Consider the following 16,589-nt stretch of genomic DNA (forward strand, 5'->3'; position numbering starts at 1 on the left):
CTTTTTTTATTGATAATTCACAACCGCTGGACTTGGGTCGAGCTTCACCACTTCTTCTGGTGTCAATACCGGCTTATCTTTATCATAGAAAATTTTAAAACCACCATACTGGGAAGGCTTGTCGCGCACATATTTTTTATACAGCGCCATTTTATCAATGGATGCTCCCCAGCCGTCAAAATTAAGCGCCACTTCTACATTGTCAGTGGGCTGAATGGCATCTTTATTCGTGAGTACATGTTCCGTGAACTGGTGGACAAGGACAAATTTATCAGGGAGATGATTTTTCTCCGTCAGATTCGAAAGGTATTCCACAGCTTTTTGGATCTCTGTTCCATCCACCTGTCCGAGATCCTCTCCTGGTACTTCCCCTTCAGCGACTTGAAATTCTGTGTCGATCGCCAGGTGAACATTCGGGTGCTTGAGCCACTTCTCGATGCTCTTAACCTGATTCATCACTGTATCGGTACCAAGCTGGATATCGAGAATGACGAGTGCATCATGTTTCTTTGCGAGGTTTACATACTCCTCGATCTTTTCATCGGGGAGCTTACTTACATATGTACCCTCTGGACCTGGATCACGTTGAGCCATTGTCGTAATCAGTTCAATGGTTGGGATGGCCGGCCGTGCAGGATCAGCATTCGAATAGGCTTGAGCCTGTTCCTTGAGCTGCTTCATGAGTTCCTCCGGCTCCATCGTACCGAGAATCCCCATATTTTCGGATTGAGGAGTTCCATAATACGTGACGAGTCTGTGGTCTTTCAATGGTCCCTCAGACTTATCCACCGCCCCCTTGGCGAGCGTTTCACCTGCAGGTACAGAACGGGATGGATCGCCCCCGAGAATTGCTTCTTCCTCCGGCATATTTTTTAGTCCTTCTTTGGATAAGCTTTCCTTGAGTGGGACGGCATCTTCAGATGGGTTTAATGGTTGATAAGGAGGCTCCGGGGCCTTCTTTTGTTCGGGTGTTGCTTCTTTTTTAGGAGCTTCTTCTGCCTCTTCTGAAGTCTGTTCGGCACAGGCTCCAAGAAGAACAATAAGAAGGGCTGCAAGCAGCAGTTGTGTGAATGTTTTCATGGTGTTCTCCACTTCCTTTATACAGAAAAGATTGGTTTTAAAGGTACAATATAGAAGAATACTAACATATAGTTCATGATCTAAGACACATGTCATGAGAATGAAAAAGAAATATAAAAAAAGATTCTTGCATTTTGGTTGAGCATTGAGATGAAGTCGAGTGATTAAGATAGAGGGTATGGTTTTAAAGTTTGTCCAAAATGATAAAATGAGTCAGTACGTGACAGACAGGGCAATATTTTATAGCAGCAGTCGCTCCCTGATCACGTAACAGCCAGGGAGCAGGATTTTTGTATGCTTTTCATATTCCTATATAATAAAGAAAGTAAACGTCCAACTCACAACTAGAAAGAAGGATCACACGTGTCAAAAGCAGTCACTATTATTCTGCAAATCACAGGCTTATATATCATTTATCTTTTCGGTACATTCATACAAAAGACGTTTAACCTGTTCATTCCAGGCAGTGTCATCGGCCTGGTTTTCCTTTTCGCCCTTTTATCATTAAAAATAGTACCCGAACATTGGGTTAATCAGGGCGTTGGTTTTATGATCAAACATCTCCCGTTCTTTTTCATTCCGGCAACGGTGGGAGTGATGAGCTATGCGTATGTTTTTGAAGGGAAAGGGGTTCTCTTAATACTCATTGGTCTCTTGAGTACGGCGATGGTGATGGGCATCTCAGGTTTCGTTGCTCAATGGATGGCGAGAAGGAGGGAGGCTGCTCATGAATAGTCTTCTTCCGGCTGTGGTTATCATCTTCCTGACGATTTTAATTTATCAAGGGGCATTGTTCGTTTATCGAAAGTTTCGCCGCATCTACACGGCACCGATTATCTTATCGACGGTGACCATCATCGTTCTATTGCTGTTGTTCGGTTTTTCTTATGATACCTATATGCTTGGCGGTAAGTGGATCGATTACTTGCTTGGACCGGCAGTCGTTGCGCTTGCTTTCCCGCTTTATCAGTACCGTGACCTTTTGAAAAGGATGCTCCTGCCGATTTTAGTAGGGACTTCCGTAGGTGCTTTTATTGGTGTAACCTCCGGCCTGCTACTCAGCAAATGGGCGGGGTTCAGTGAGTTGATTATCCATTCAATCGTTCCGAAATCGGTTACGACACCTGTGGCGATGTCAATTGCAGAATCAAGCGGTGGTGTCATGCCGCTCGCGGCTGTCTTTGTCATGATTGCAGGCATCGGCGGGGTACTGATCCATCCTGTGGTGATGCACTACGCCCGTTTGACCCATCCTCTTGGAAAAGGGGTAGGGATGGGCAGCGCGTCTCATGCGATTGGAACGGCAACTTCCATGGAGCGGGATCCGCTTGAAGGCTCTGTTAGTACGATTGCGATGGTGTTGAGTGCTGTCATCGTTTCGGTCCTCGCTCCGGGTTTAACTTTACTGCTCATGTGAAAAAGTGTCTGCCTCTAATGTTCGGAGCGCAGACACTTTATTTATTTTTTCGGCCAAATGAAATGGCTGACTGCAATGAGAAAGTCGACACCGAGGACAACCGTCCAAAGCTTCAGTGCAAGGGAGAGTGCTTCTGTGCGTGAAGCATCGCCAATAAGAAAGATCATGATTACTAGAAAAATGGCTCCGATTATATAGGCAAAAACATGTTGTAGCCAACTTTTAAAGTAGTGCTTCGCATGGGGGATGCCGGAAAGTTTCTCTGGGGCCGGCCCTTTTTTTGTGATGTAATATCGGAATCGAACATCCGCCCATTCAATCATGCTTTTACCGAAGGCGACCGATACACCAATATAGACGGCGGCAACCGCATGGGCGATTTTAGCCTCAGCGCCGTTCCATAGGTGTACACTTGTTGTTACAAGTAAAATCAAATCAATGAGTGGGGTTAGTGCGAGTAAGAATAGTCCTGTTTTTTTCTTTTTGAGAATGTAACGAGTCGTCAGTCCGGCGACAATCACAACCTAAAAGCCGATTTCACATGCAACAATCATCCAGGTAATTATGTCCAATGGTTTTCCTCCCAGATATGTTTAATGTACTTTTTTAAGCACTAATCTTCTCTCTAAACTTTTGACTTGTTAAAACGTTTAGCAGAAAGGAATTGAAATTTCTTTGCAGTCTTCTGGAAATTAGGATGTTCAGGTTATTGGCTAAGAAGACGACTTCTGTCTGATTCCCTTCTTTATCAGTTGTATAGGAAGCATGTGTGAAAACAAATAAGGTCGAGCCTCCTTTTAAACCCCCTTGGTCGATCCAGTTTCTGTTTGCCTTGTGTATGTACAAACCATAACCCAGAATCTCTTCAATGCAATCTTGCATCCGTTTATCAAACGTTTTCCTTTGATTGATGATCTGCATAAGGGTCAAATAGTCATGGGCTGATGCTGAGGGTAGCCGGTCGGACCATATTTTCTGAAAATCTATATCCAATTTCAATTCATTCATGTATCTTCTTTGTTCGTTCGCGGTTATATGATCATGAATTTCTAAAGCGCAATCCAAATATTCCTCTCTCGACATGCTTTCAAGTCTTTTTAAAAGGACCGTTTTATCTGTGAGCTTCTCGCTGGTTTCGATAAAGGACGGAATATACAGAGAGGAGACTACAGGGAAAATGGGGGTATGACTGTTCAACTGAAGAGATGCAGGTATTTGGTTGATGGCATCCAAACCAAGGTAATGGATTAGGAATTCTGTGTTGGCGTTTGAGCTGTATGCAATCATCCCAATGGCCACTTCTTTTAAGGTGTACTGGTCTTTGTCGGCAAAGTCCCGAACCCACTTCATGTGGGCACCACCATCTGTCCCTTCCACATAGAACTTTAAGAGCTCCTCTTTAGCAATTGTTGCTTTTTCATCAATTGTGTTATCACTCACTTGTTTTGCAAATGCAATAGCGATGATAACTTTCACGGTACTTGCTAACGGTAAAACACTGTGTGGATTGATAGAAACGATTGGTTTATCGTTACGTTTGATGATTAGTGAAACGTCTTCTTTTTCTTTCCTTTTCTCTACATAATTCATGACAACTTCCATGTTGTTATAAAAAATTTTCCAAAGAACAATGGCAGTCAGTCCAATGGCTACTCCTGCTGGAACGAATAAGTCGTTCACCGAAATCCCCCCTCTAATGTAGTTTTTCAGTTCGTATATGTAATCTGTTATATGTTTACGTGTGCTTTTGAGATTTGTTTCATTTTTCCACCTTTCAGCAGGGGAGTTAAGTCCAGCTCATATCCTGCTACCATGCCTTCGATCATGAACGTCACGGAGTCCCTTTGAATAGGCTGGTGGTGCAATGTTTTTCAAAACGTCTCCTGAAACTTCACTTCGGAAGGGCTTCCAAATATTTTAATTTTTCAACAATAATGATACACTGAACATAGATAAAAATATCTGATAATAGGGAGAATGAAAGGGAAATGAGCAAAAAATACTCGAAGACAGACGTGATTTTAATTGGTGCAGGGATCATGAGTGCGACATTGGGATCTTTGCTTAAAGAGTTAGTGCCGGACTGGAATATTCGTGTTTTTGAAAGGCTCGGAAGTGCTGGGGAAGAAAGTTCGAATGTATGGAACAATGCAGGTACAGGCCATGCTGCCCTTTGTGAGCTGAATTACACGAACGAAAAGCCTGACGGATCGATTGATATGACAAAAGCCATTAAAGTAAATGAACAGTTTCAAGTCTCCAAGCAATTTTGGTCTTATCTCGTAAAAAACAACCGAATCAGTAACCCGAATGATTTCATTATGCCATTGCCTCACATGAGTTTCGTTCAGGGAGAGAAAAATGTGGACTTCCTGAGAAAGCGCTTTAACACGATGTCTCAGAACCCGTTGTTCAAGGACATGGAATTTTCTGATGATCCCGATAAACTGGAAGAATGGATTCCGCTAATTATGAAGAACCGCACGATTACTGAACCCATTGCCGCCACAAAGATTGATGCGGGAACAGATGTGAACTTCGGTTCGTTGACGCGGAAGATGTTTGATCATCTTGAAAAAGAAGACCTTGAAATCAACTATAAGCATAGTGTAGAAGATATCAAACGTGCGGAAGACGGTTCATGGGAAGTGAAAGTACGCGATCTTCAAAACGATAAGATTGAATTTCATAAGTCCAATTTTGTCTTTATCGGTGGCGGGGGCGGAAGTCTGCACTTGCTTCAAAAAACAGGCATTCCAGAATCCAAACAGATCGGCGGATTCCCTGTCAGTGGTTTGTTCATGGTGTGCAACAATCCGGAAGTGATCGCCGAACACCGCGCGAAAGTGTATGGTAAAGCGAAAGTCGGTGCCCCACCGATGTCCGTGCCGCACTTGGATACACGCTTCATAGATGGCAGGGAGAGCTTGCTTTTCGGACCTTTTGCCGGCTTCTCGCCGAAGTTTTTGAAAACAGGATCACTGCTTGATTTAATTACATCTGTCCAAAAGGATAATTTAGCGACAATGGTCGCAGCAGGTGTGAAGAACGCTTCCTTGACGAAATATCTAATTGAGCAGGTCATCCAATCAAAGGAAAAACGTTTGGAAGAACTGCGTGAATTCATCCCTACAGCGAAAGCAGAGGATTGGGATCTCGTCACCGCAGGTCAACGTGTGCAGGTGATCAAGGATACCGAAGGTGGAGGAAAAGGAACCCTTCAATTCGGAACCGAAGTTGTCAGTTCCGCAGACGGCTCCATTGCTGCCCTCCTCGGTGCCTCTCCAGGAGCATCGACAGCTGTTTCAGTCATGCTTGAGCTGATGGGGAGATGTTTCCCAGAGCAGCTGAAGGAATGGGAACCGAAAATCAAAGAGATGATTCCTTCTTACGGGCAGCCACTAGTGGAAAATCCAGAATTAATCCGTGAAATTCATGCGACGACTGAAGATACGCTTGAGCTGACGGAAGAACAGGAAGAGAGTCCTGTGAACATTTAAAGGGAGTTAAAAGTGCCTTTTTCCATCAAAATGGAAAGGCACTTTTTTTATGATCTATTGGTAAATGTCCTAGCATTCTTCAGTCCAAAGTTGTACACAGACTTCATTCTTTCCGCTAATGAGCTTTTCCTTCTGAATCAGTTACGATTGGTTGTAAAAGAGGGCTTTCCAGTTCCTATCAAGGAGTGCTCGTTATAATGGGAGGAAGATGAATGAAATTCACAAGATTTGAAGCATCACAAATAAGAATGGCGAGACCAACGGATCAATTCGAAAAAGTGATCGATTTTTATGAGTCTGGACTGGGGTTAGAGAGACTGACAGACTTTTCAGGGCACAGAGGATACGAGGGAGTGGTTTATGGATTACCTGGTCTTCCCTATCATCTCGAGTTTACTAGACATGAAGCGGGCAGCCCCTGCCCTGCGCCCACGAAAGATAATTTGCTGGTATTTTATATAGAAAATCGTGATGAGGTGTTGAATACAGCTGAACGACTACAGGATATGGGGTACAAGGAAGTAGAATCTGAAAATCCCTATTGGAAGGAAAAAGGGATAACCATTGAGGATCCAGATGGTTGGAGAGTCGTTTTGATGAATACGTTAGGGATTTAAAATGGGAATGAGAGCAAGGATGAAGAAACCGCTATGCTTTCCTCTTTCTTTATTACTGCCCGATAATTCTAGCTTAAATGGATTGTTTTACAAGGGATCGGTTTGAAATAATGAAAATCTGTAAGGAGGGGTGTGCTTGTTATTTTTTATTGTTCTCGCCTGCATGTTATTAGGTTGGTTGATTATGATGACTGGGCCATTAATAGGAGGAATAATCACTTTTGGTATTGTTGTAGGCTGTTTACTCAGGGGATTGTATCTCATTAGTGACATACATAAACAACTAGTCAAAGGTGAAAGAGAAGGAGAATCAACTGAGAAAAAGACTCCGTAATTTAAATGGGAAGGATAAAGCAGGGAAGTGGAAACACTTCATGCTTTTTTGTTGGGCGATTTCCTTCTTTTTTAAAAAGCAGTTGCAAAACGACACCAGTGTCGATATAATGAAATTAACAAAACGACATCAGTGTCGTTTAATTGAGAGGGGCCCAACCTATGGAACGCTTATGGAAAAACAAAGGATACATGACCTTGATGTCCGCCCAAGCCATCTCGAGCATCGGCGACTGGCTTAGTATTGTCGCGATTATCACGTTAGTTGGATTGAAGTGGGATGCATCCCCGCTTGAAGTATCGTTCATCTTCTTGTGTCTGGCTGTGCCGATGGCCTTGTTTGGGCCGATGGCTGGAATGGTGGCTGACCGCTTCAGCCGGAAAACGCTTATGATTATCTCTGATGTTGTCAGGGCAGCCCTGATTTTAATTTTGACGGTTGCGACATCGCTCTGGATGGTCTATGCAACCCTCCTGACGATTGGGATTTTCTCTGCCGTTTTCGTACCTGCGAAAAATGGGAAACTAAAAGAAGTAGTGCCAGAAGAAGATATGAAGGGGGCCATGTCGATTACTTCGATGATTGATTCCTCTACGAAAATCCTCGGTCCTCTCGTCAGTGGGTTGCTTGTTGCGATTTTTGGGGCACAGCAGGTGTTCATTATCGACTCGGCCACGTTTGCTGTGTCCGCGGTTATCCTTATGTTTGTTCCGAATGCGATCCAGTTGGACACTACGGAAAAAGAAAAAGAAAAAGACGACGCTTCATTCAAAAAAGAGTTCGCACTTGGTTTTTCTTTTATCAAATCCAATCGTTTCATGATTACAGGTTTGGTCCTCGTTGGGCTCAGTCTACTGATTCTTCAATCAGCTGATTCCCAGTTGATCGTCTTAATTCGTGAGCTGACGCATGCTTCTCCGGACCTGTTTGGTTATCTTGTAACAGGTTCAGGGCTTGGCATGTTCGCAGCCGGTTTTTTACTAGCGAAGAAAACGGATTACCGTGCTTATCCGCTTATGCTTATCGGGGTCTGTGGAATCGGGGCCAGCTTCGGGATCATGGGAATCCTTACCTATTATGACCTTGGCTATTCTATCCTTTGGGGACCTGGACTCGGGTTCACGGCGGGTTTCTCGGCAAGTCTGATTTTTGTTCCGTTCCAGGCGACCGTCCAGGTGAATACACCTGTTCATATGACCGGCCGAGTGTTTGGGGTTATCAATAGTGTCATGACGACTGCGACCATCATCGGACCCCTCGTCGGAGGATGGATCGCGACAATGATTGGCGTCATTCCAACGTTTACGATTACTGCAAGTCTCCTTGTCGTAGTATCCGTGATTGGGTTTGTAACAAAACGAAAAGTAGAGAGAGGGAATGCACATGTCTCCGCGAGTGAGCAAGGAACACCTGAAGCAACGCCGAGCTGACATCATGAAAGCAGCAAGAAACGTCTTCATTGAGCATGGTTACGAGCACACAACGATGAAACACGTCATGGAGGCTGCTGGCGTCAGCCGCGGTGGTCTCTATCAATATTTTTCAAATAAAGAAGACTTGTTTGAAGCTTTGCTTGAAGAAGGACTCACGGACGAAGCGGGTGCGACCGAGGATTCTCTGGGAAAAGTAGAATCTTACTGGGCTTTGCTTATGCAGCTTTTGTTCGGAGAAGACGGAAGTCCCGATACAGAAATGGATCCACTCGCACCAAGTAAGTTAGAGTTTTTTATCACGGGACGGAACGATGAACGCAGGCGTGCCTATGGGGAAAAGAGGTATGAAATGGGACTGCGTATGTATGAGGAACTCATTAAAGCAGGACAACGTTCCGGTGAATTTAGTGACCGCTATGAAAGTAATCTGATTGCTCGGTCGATCATCACTTTCGTTGATGGTCTTGCCCTCGACCATGCGATGCTGCCGGAAGAGAAGGTGAAGCTGAAAGAACAGTCGGCCATGTTTGTGGAATATTTGAAAATGGCATTGGATGTATCCTCCTCACGATGAGGGGGATTTTCTATATTTGTATGCATGTTTGATTTGCAGAATAGTTGGATATACAACTATATGATTCGACCAAAGGAGGAATCACAAAGGAGGAATCACATATGAAATCACTGGAGAATGCATTGAAACATAAAGTAGGGCTCGGCACAGCGCCTTTAGGGAATATGTTCAGGGATGTTCCGGAAGGAGAAGCACGTGAAACGATCCAAACCGCCTGGAATCAGGGTGTTCGCTATTTTGACACCGCCCCATTCTATGGAGCTGGTTTAGCAGAAATGCGTGTCGGTGACGTGTTATCGAAGTACAACCGTGATGACTATGTGTTAAGCACAAAAGTAGGCCGTTATATGACGGATGAAACAGAAAAGAACGAAGGGCTTTTTGAACATGGGCGGAACAATAAAGTCATTACCGACTATACTGAGGATGCAACGAAGAGGTCCATTGAACAGAGCCTGGAACGATTGAATACCGATCGTTTAGATATGGTCTTCGTACATGACGTTTCTCCTGATTTCCACGGTGACGAATGGGTAGCCAAATTCGAAGAAGCAAGGACAGGAGCATTCCGTGTATTGTCACGTCTTCGCGAAGAAGGCGTCATCCGCTCGTGGGGCCTCGGTGTTAACACGACAGAACCGATTGAACTTGCCATGGAACTTGAGGAAACAAGGCCGGATGTCTGCTTATCCGCAACACAATATACGCTTCTGCAGCACGACCGTGCACTGCAGCGCATGATGACAATGGCTGAAGAGAAGGATGTAGACATTGTAGTGGGCAGTCCTTATAATTCCGGTGCCTTGTTTGGTGGAGAGCACTACAACTATGAAAAAGCCGGGGCCGATATCATTGGACGAGTGAATCAATTGAAAGAGATTGGCGATAAGTACAATGTGCCCTTAAAAGCAGCTGCGCTTCAATTTTCAACTGCTCATCCAGCTGTGAAATCTGTTATTCCTGGGTCGACGCGACCGGATCGGATTAAGGAAGATCTGGAGATGATTCAGCGGGATATTCCGAAAGCGTTTTGGGAGGAACTTGTGGAGAGAGGGTTTGTTTCGACGCTTGCACCTTTGCCTTTCTAATTAAGATAATTTAAAGGAAAATGGAGGCCTTAGCATCTTCTCTCTTTCTTTGGACTTAATTACAAGTTCTGGAGAAGAAGGAACTTCTACAAATGAATATTTGAGTGACGAGCTAAATTTTTAAGATGGAGGCACAATTAAAAGAAGTGCCCACTCATATCCAAAGCATAGTCCCCCTATTTGTAAGGGGGTGGCTATGCTTTTTCTTTATTCTCTACCACATCTATAATAGTTTCTTTCTGTACATATTCATCCACGAATGAGAGTAATATTATGGGTATTTATAGTATAAATGTCTGGCCTATCCTTCCATTTTTAAGTAGAAATGGTAGTATAATAGATGCGTATATTAGCTCAAGGAGGATTTTAATGAAAAAAATAACCGGGTTATTTCTAACACTAACACTTGCGTTTAGTTTATTTCCTTACCAGGCGTTTGCTGCGGTTGGAGACTCTGTAACGCTAGCGTCCAATGAAAATTATCCATGTGCGAAAAGTGATGCTGAAGTAACATGCAGTGATATTAATGAGATGTTAACAGAGGGCGCTTTAGAACGTGGCATCCCGCCGGAAGTAGCCAAAGCTGTTGCATTTGCGGAATCTACTTGGAAGCAATGGGTAGATGAGGATCAAACGGAACCGAATATCCAAGACGATGGTGGTATTGGCATCATGCAGGTAACCGACGGTGGATATGATGTAGGGAGATTGAAAAACGATATTCAATACAACATCAACGTTGGTCTTGATATCCTGAATGATAAATGGAACCTTGGTGTCCGTGGTGTAATTCCAACAGTCAACGATAACTCCAAGGACACTATTGAACATTGGTACTTCGCCGTTCTCGCATATAATGGAGTGAAAGAAGTGAACAGTCCGATTAAGCGTGAGGATGGAGAAGTAAACGAGTCCGCTTATCAGGAAAAAGTATTTGGCGTAATTGAGGAATATAATAATGGACTGGAGTTAAAGACGCTCCCTTTAGAAAAAGACGACTTTACATACGACCCGAATGACAAAGATACGACTCTAAACTTCAATAAAATGCTCTATCAAGTGCCGGCTCCTTTAACAGATTCAAGGCAGATGTATAAAGCCGAAGATAAAGCTTTGACGATTGAAGGAACAATGCTGAGAGATACAAAGAATGGGCAAGGCGGAGAGAAGCTTGAACAACGGGAAGTCGTAGACATTAAAGATGCGACCATTTACTATGATACTTCTGATCAATCACCGGGACGTCACTGGGTTCGCTATCATGTGAAGCTTGAAGACGGACGTGAAGGTTTTGTCGCTTCGGGTGCAATTGAGCCAGTGACTTCACGTTTAAAAGGGGAAACACGAATTGAAACAGCTATCGATATTTCTGAGAAGGGATGGCAGAACGGCGCCGATACGGTTGTGTTAGCCAAAGCCTTCGATTTTCCAGACGCACTGGCTGGTGCTCCGTTAGCCTATAAATATGATGCACCTATCCTTTTGACACGTACCGGTTCATTGAATCCTTCAACAAAAGAAGAGATTGAAAGACTTCATGCTGATCGAGTAATTATTCTTGGCAGCGTAGGAGCTGTAAGCAAGGACGTAGAAGATGAATTAACAGCAATGAATCTGGATGACGTGACCCGAATTGGTGGAAAAGATCGCTATGAAACGGCACAAATGATTGCAGATAATCTCGGCTCTGATAAAGGCGAAGTCGTGTTGACTACAGGGCTGAATTATCCGGATGCCCTGGCGGTTGCTCCATATGCTGCTCGTCAAGGTCTTCCAATACTATTGACCCGTCCCCAATCTGCTCCTGCCGCAACGAAGGATGCTCTTAAGGACCAATCCCAAGTATATGTAATTGGTGGGGATGATGTGGTCAGTGATGCTGTCCTTGAAGAATTTAATGGCAGGGTGGACCGGATTTCTGGTCCTACACGTTTTGAAACGGCTGCTGACATCATCGATACCTTCGATCTTGGTAATCAGCAGGCGCTTGTGGCAACGGGATACAACTATGCGGATGCTTTAACTGGTTCGGTGCTTGCTGCAAAGAAAAACGCACCACTTTTATTAGTAAGAGAAAATAATATACCTGCCGCAATGGAGAGGACGATTAGTACGAGACAGATTCACAACTATATCCTCCTTGGAGGGTCTGACGTTGTAGACGTGGCCGATCCATTGGCTGAATTAGCTGAAAACATGATGCAGTAATGAAAAAGAACCGGAGCTGACTCCGGTTCTTTTTGTTGAGTAGAAGATTTACAATCCATATGGAATAAATGTAAATTCATTCTAAAAAACTAGTCGGAAAAGCACGAATCTAGTAAATCCATGTTAAGATTGTTCAAGGTACATAAAGAACGCAGGGTCTGAGTCAGTCCCATAGAAAGATAGAAGGAGAGTGTACAAGTGAACGATTTAAGAGCACCTGAAAAAAGATTTCGTCCAGAAATCGAAGGAGTAAGGGCAATTGCAGCACTGTTGGTGGCGGTTTATCATATTTGGCTAGGGTCCGTATCAGGCGGAGTAGATGTCTTTTTCATCGTTTCCGGGTACTTGATTACGACTTCTTTGTTATCGAAGATGGTGAAAGAAGGACGGATTCATATTGGAGAGTATTTATTAGGACTCGGGAGAAGACTCTTCCCTGTAGCGTTTACGGTTATTTTAGTCATTATGGTTGGATCCATTTGGATTATGCCTGAAGCTCAGTGGAAACAGATTATTGCGGAAGGTTTCTCATCTGCTTTCTATTTTCAAAACTGGCAGCTGGCTTTCAGCTCTGTCGATTACTTAGCCCAAAATAATCAGGCCAGTCCTTTTCAACACTTTTGGGCTTTGTCTATCCAAGGTCAGTTTTATATCACATGGCCATTGGTGATTATGATTGCCTATTACATAGCCCGGAAGCTTTTGAAAACCCCTGTCCGTAAGACGTTACTCGGGGTACTCGTAGTGATGTTTATGTTTTCTTTCACGTATTCCATATACAAAACCGCTGTTAATCAGCCTTGGGCGTACTTTGATACCTTTGCTAGAGTTTGGGAGTTTAGTCTTGGCGGAATGTTGGCGCTTTTGATTCCTTATCTCTCTTTTAAAAAGACTGTCTCTGTGGTGATGGGCTGGCTGGGGCTTGCGATTATTGTGTTCACTGGAATCGTGTTACCGGTTTCGAGTGTTTTTCCTGGTTATGTAGCGCTTTTGCCAACAACCGGTGTTATTCTAATTATCATTTCGGCCGAGAACAGTGGCGGTTTTGGTGTGGATCGATTGCTTGGCTCAAAACTGCTGCTTAAATTTGGCGGTATATCCTATGGCTTTTATTTATGGCACTGGCCATTGCTTATCTTCTATTATACTTACTTTGACACCGATACAATTACGACGCTGGCGGGACTTAGCATTATTATGATTACTTGTGTTCTCGCTTATTTATCTGTTCGTTTCATTGAAACCCCCGTACGGAGCTTAAGTGTTAAAACATCCAAGAAGCGGATTGGGATGGCTTTGACGGTGTTTATGTTTCCCGTTCTTATTGTCAATTTGGGCTGGGAGGTTTACAGCAGTCAAGTTCAAAGTAAATCGTATGAGGTAGAGGACTATCCTGGGGCGCGTATGATATCTGATAATGTTCAACCGGCCGCTGGAAAAGAACCATTCCCGTCGACGATCCAAGTGCAGGAAGAATTGCCGGCCTTCTATGACACGCGCGATTGCTTCACTTATACGAGCGAACAAGGTATGAAGACATGTTCCAGGGGGGAAACTGAAAACCCCGACTATACGATTGCCCTTGTTGGAGGTTCACATTCCGGTCACTGGTTCCCAGCGCTAAAGGAAATATCGGATGACTTGAATCTTCAAATCAATATATATAATAAAGATGCTTGCCGCTTCTCGGCGGATGATTTTGATGGTCTTTTAAATGAAACGTGTATGGAGTGGAATGAAGAAGTCTTAAACGACTTAATGGAGGAACCTCCTGATGTGGTATTTACAACATCGACAGTTAATAGTGAACCTTATGTTCCAGAAGGATACATTAAACAGTGGGAAAAACTTGAAGGATTAACTGAAATCTTCGCCGTTCGTGATAATCCACGGATGGAAAAAGACGCGCCCCTTTGCTTGGATGAAAAAGATGATATCGAAGACTGTGCCGTCCCACGAAGTGAAGCTCTATCGGAAGAGATTCCATGGGAGCAAACCGATGGAATTCCGGATCATGTAACATTTGCTGATCTATCTGAATACTTTTGCGGGGAAGACCTTTGTAAACCAGTCGTAGGCAATGTGATCGTCTATCGTGACGAACACCACCTGAGTACAATATATTCAAGAACGCTCGCTCCAGCTGTCGAGGAGCACTTACAAAAGGTATTAGAAAAAGTGGACCAAAAATCATAAATCTTAGACAAGGCGGGTGGAATTTCACCCGCCTTCTTTTATAAAAAAACACGGTTACTCCATTTGTTTTATAATATATGACCTTTCAAGTGTCTTGGACATTCGCTTCATATCAAGAAGTCTTGTTCTCTTCTAAAATAGAAGGAACTTATGCGTGTGAAAAAAATAACCCCGCACCTCTAATTGAGGAGCGGGACAAATCATCTTAAACTTTCAAAGTAGGCGTCAGACCACTGAAGGAGTTTAAGAATATCTTTACGTTCACTTTCAAATTGCGAGGATGGGTTCTCAAACTCATTTTCAATCCTCTCATTCGATGTTAAATCAAGTATGCGTTCATCGAAACGACTATTCTTAGCGATAAAGAATGTATCTTTATTAAAGAACGAGCTTGTAGGTACGTAATAGCGCATCCCCAGAAGGTTATCGGAATAATGCCAGAGGTTATGCCCGAAGTAAAGGGTATTCGGCTCAACTCCCAAAAGGTTAAGGAGTGTCGGCATCATATCAATTTGTCCGCCAATATGATCTACAACTCCTGACACTTCCTCTTTTCCTGGCACACCTACGATGAACGGGATATTGAAGCGATTTAATAACGAATAGCGATCACCGATAAAGTCTTCCAGTAAATCCTGATCTTCACTTTTCAGTAATTTTCCGTGTAAACCAGAATGGTCTCCATAAAGGGCTATGACAGAATTATCCCATAACCCTGAATCTTTGAGTTCTTGGAAAAAATCACCCAGGGCTTGATCTGCATAATGGACCGACTGCATGTAGTTTCCGGTCAATGTACCTTCATAAGCGGCAGGAAGATCGAGCCCCTCTTTATCCTTTGGCATTTCGAACGGAGTATGGCTGGTTAAACTCAATACATGAGCATAGAAATTCTTATGATTGGAAGAGATCTCTTTTATAGCATCCATAGATCTTTCGTAAAACAAACCATCCGAAGGACCAAAGCCAACGGTGTCTTTTTCTCCATAAAATTCTTTTGCATAATAGTCATCAAACCCAAGAGCAGGGTACAGTTCGTCACGATTCCAGTAGGTCACATCATCTGCATGCATCGTTACAGAGTGATAACCTTGATTTCCCAGCATACGCGGAAGGGAAGGAAGCTGCATGCCGCCTACCTGCTCCGTAGTTGCTTGATTTCCAAGCGGATACAGGGATGTGTTCATCAAGAATTCCGCATCGGATGTGTTTCCTGAACCAATTTGTTGATACACATCGGTGAAATATAGACTTTCCTCAAGCCATTGATTAATCGTCGGTGTGATTTCCTGGCCATTAATGGATTTTCCAATCACGAAATCCTGAAGAGATTCAATTTGAATCACGATAAGATTACGGTCTTTGGCAATACCAAAATGTTCGTGTTCCTTCATTGGTACATAATCATTACCTTTCAGTTCCTGGATGCGTTTGAGTGTTACATTTTGTTCTTCACCAGTAAAGGCAAGGGCCGTTTCACTTTTTGAATTCTCATGGTAATACTGAATGAATTGGGTTTGGAAAAATCCATTTTCCTTAGCAAATAAAGCATTATCCAAAACCATTTCACTTTTATTCATCTGGAAATTCACTATGGTCACAATTAAACTCATCACCAGGACACCGGTCATTGCTAATTTTGAGGTTTTATTTGATGGGTAAGACCACTTTCTTGAGAAAAACCATAAAACAACAAGAAGGAGGAAATCTGAAAAGAAAATAAGGTCTGTTTTGTCAAAGAGCATCCACATACTCTCATTTACACTGCCTACCTGGTTCAACTGGGATAGATCATAATAGGTAGGGATGGTACTGAAGTATCTTTCATAAATAAGCATACCTACAAACAATGCGGATAAAAGGAAATCAAGGAATATATACAGAACAAGCTTTCCGCGTTTGAAAATTAATTCAAATATAGACATAACGATCAGGACCAGGCTCATTTCAAACCATAAGCTTGCAAAAGGATTGAAGTCGTATAGGAGCCAGTACCTTAGAAGAATAAACTTTAATGTAAGGACAACTGTAAAAAAGAAGAAGTAACTCTTTATAAATCTTTTAAATGATTCTTTCATAGTAGACACACCTCTACACTAGTTTATCTAAATGTTAAGTTTATGTAAATATTTTGTAAAGTTT

At 43.1% G+C, this 16,589-nt stretch carries 14 protein-coding genes; 10 read left to right on the forward strand and 4 right to left on the reverse strand.

Going from position 1 to position 16,589, the window contains the following annotated elements; translation table 11 throughout:
* Positions 1-6: 6 nt before the first annotated feature.
* Positions 7-1,080, reverse strand: coding sequence for a hypothetical protein (locus GLW00_RS00650; RefSeq protein WP_160910549.1), 1,074 nt, complete (start codon positions 1,078-1,080; stop codon positions 7-9).
* 363 nt (positions 1,081-1,443) lie between these two features.
* On the opposite strand from GLW00_RS00650, the gene GLW00_RS00655 reads away from it, so the two are divergent.
* Both GLW00_RS00655 and GLW00_RS00660 read left to right on the forward strand, forming a co-directional pair.
* Complete coding sequence (locus GLW00_RS00655; RefSeq protein WP_160910550.1) at positions 1,444-1,815, forward strand: CidA/LrgA family protein; 372 nt, start codon at positions 1,444-1,446, stop codon at positions 1,813-1,815.
* Positions 1,808-2,497: an LrgB family protein gene (locus GLW00_RS00660; RefSeq protein ID WP_160910551.1), complete on the forward strand. Its 690-nt coding sequence runs from the start codon at positions 1,808-1,810 to the stop codon at positions 2,495-2,497. Before GLW00_RS00655 ends, GLW00_RS00660 begins: the two co-directional genes overlap by 8 nt.
* 41 nt (positions 2,498-2,538) lie before the next feature.
* On the opposite strand, the gene GLW00_RS00665 is transcribed toward GLW00_RS00660, so the two are convergent.
* Positions 2,539-3,018 carry a hypothetical protein gene (locus tag GLW00_RS00665; RefSeq protein WP_335808422.1) on the reverse strand — a complete coding sequence of 160 codons (480 nt, stop codon included), beginning with the start codon at positions 3,016-3,018 and terminating at the stop codon, positions 2,539-2,541.
* An 85-nt stretch (positions 3,019-3,103) separates the two neighbouring features.
* Positions 3,104-4,177, reverse strand: coding sequence for a serine hydrolase (locus GLW00_RS00670; protein WP_160910552.1), 1,074 nt, complete (start codon positions 4,175-4,177; stop codon positions 3,104-3,106).
* 308 nt (positions 4,178-4,485) lie between these two features.
* On the opposite strand from GLW00_RS00670, the gene GLW00_RS00675 reads away from it, so the two are divergent.
* The 8 genes from GLW00_RS00675 to GLW00_RS00710 all read left to right on the forward strand — a co-directional run bounded on the left by GLW00_RS00675 (position 4,486) and on the right by GLW00_RS00710 (position 14,447).
* Complete coding sequence (locus tag GLW00_RS00675) at positions 4,486-5,997, forward strand: malate:quinone oxidoreductase (protein ID WP_160910553.1); 1,512 nt, start codon at positions 4,486-4,488, stop codon at positions 5,995-5,997.
* A gap of 212 nt (positions 5,998-6,209) precedes the next feature.
* Entirely contained in the window at positions 6,210-6,614 is a 405-nt protein-coding gene (locus GLW00_RS00680; RefSeq protein ID WP_160910554.1) for a VOC family protein, read from the forward strand.
* Between the two features lie 130 nt (positions 6,615-6,744).
* Entirely contained in the window at positions 6,745-6,948 is a 204-nt protein-coding gene (locus GLW00_RS00685; protein ID WP_160910555.1) for a hypothetical protein, read from the forward strand.
* A gap of 161 nt (positions 6,949-7,109) precedes the next feature.
* Positions 7,110-8,378, forward strand: coding sequence for an MFS transporter (locus GLW00_RS00690; RefSeq protein ID WP_160910556.1), 1,269 nt, complete (start codon positions 7,110-7,112; stop codon positions 8,376-8,378).
* Positions 8,332-8,955, forward strand: coding sequence for a TetR/AcrR family transcriptional regulator (locus tag GLW00_RS00695; RefSeq protein ID WP_160910557.1), 624 nt, complete (start codon positions 8,332-8,334; stop codon positions 8,953-8,955). Before GLW00_RS00690 ends, GLW00_RS00695 begins: the two co-directional genes overlap by 47 nt.
* A 101-nt stretch (positions 8,956-9,056) precedes the next feature.
* Complete coding sequence (locus GLW00_RS00700) at positions 9,057-10,043, forward strand: aldo/keto reductase (protein ID WP_160910558.1); 987 nt, start codon at positions 9,057-9,059, stop codon at positions 10,041-10,043.
* A gap of 369 nt (positions 10,044-10,412) precedes the next feature.
* Entirely contained in the window at positions 10,413-12,251 is a 1,839-nt protein-coding gene (locus tag GLW00_RS00705) for a cell wall-binding repeat-containing protein (RefSeq protein WP_160910559.1), read from the forward strand.
* 198 nt (positions 12,252-12,449) lie between these two features.
* Positions 12,450-14,447: an acyltransferase family protein gene (locus GLW00_RS00710; RefSeq protein ID WP_160910560.1), complete on the forward strand. Its 1,998-nt coding sequence runs from the start codon at positions 12,450-12,452 to the stop codon at positions 14,445-14,447.
* Positions 14,448-14,647: 200 nt separating this feature from the next.
* Here the strand turns inward: GLW00_RS00710 and GLW00_RS00715 are convergent, their stop codons facing one another.
* Positions 14,648-16,525 (reverse strand): LTA synthase family protein, encoded by a 1,878-nt coding sequence (locus GLW00_RS00715; protein ID WP_160910561.1) that lies wholly within the window; start codon positions 16,523-16,525, stop codon positions 14,648-14,650.
* Positions 16,526-16,589: the final 64 nt, after the last annotated feature.

It is taken from the genome of Halobacillus litoralis, assembly GCF_009856445.1.
Lineage (GTDB): Bacteria > Bacillota > Bacilli > Bacillales > Halobacillaceae > Halobacillus > Halobacillus litoralis.

Excerpts from the sequence above, each read along its gene's own strand:
- GLW00_RS00650 (WP_160910549.1), bottom strand. The coding sequence starts at position 1,080 with ATGAAAACATTCACACAACTGCTGCTTGCAGCCCTTCTTATTGTTCTT.
- GLW00_RS00660 (WP_160910551.1), top strand. The coding sequence starts at position 1,808 with ATGAATAGTCTTCTTCCGGCTGTGGTTATCATCTTCCTGACGATTTTA.
- GLW00_RS00675 (WP_160910553.1), top strand. The coding sequence starts at position 4,486 with ATGAGCAAAAAATACTCGAAGACAGACGTGATTTTAATTGGTGCAGGG.
- GLW00_RS00680 (WP_160910554.1), top strand. The coding sequence starts at position 6,210 with ATGAAATTCACAAGATTTGAAGCATCACAAATAAGAATGGCGAGACCA.
- GLW00_RS00690 (WP_160910556.1), top strand. The coding sequence starts at position 7,110 with ATGGAACGCTTATGGAAAAACAAAGGATACATGACCTTGATGTCCGCC.
- GLW00_RS00695 (WP_160910557.1), top strand. The coding sequence starts at position 8,332 with ATGTCTCCGCGAGTGAGCAAGGAACACCTGAAGCAACGCCGAGCTGAC.
- GLW00_RS00700 (WP_160910558.1), top strand. The coding sequence starts at position 9,057 with ATGAAATCACTGGAGAATGCATTGAAACATAAAGTAGGGCTCGGCACA.
- GLW00_RS00705 (WP_160910559.1), top strand. The coding sequence starts at position 10,413 with ATGAAAAAAATAACCGGGTTATTTCTAACACTAACACTTGCGTTTAGT.
- GLW00_RS00715 (WP_160910561.1), bottom strand. The coding sequence starts at position 16,525 with ATGAAAGAATCATTTAAAAGATTTATAAAGAGTTACTTCTTCTTTTTT.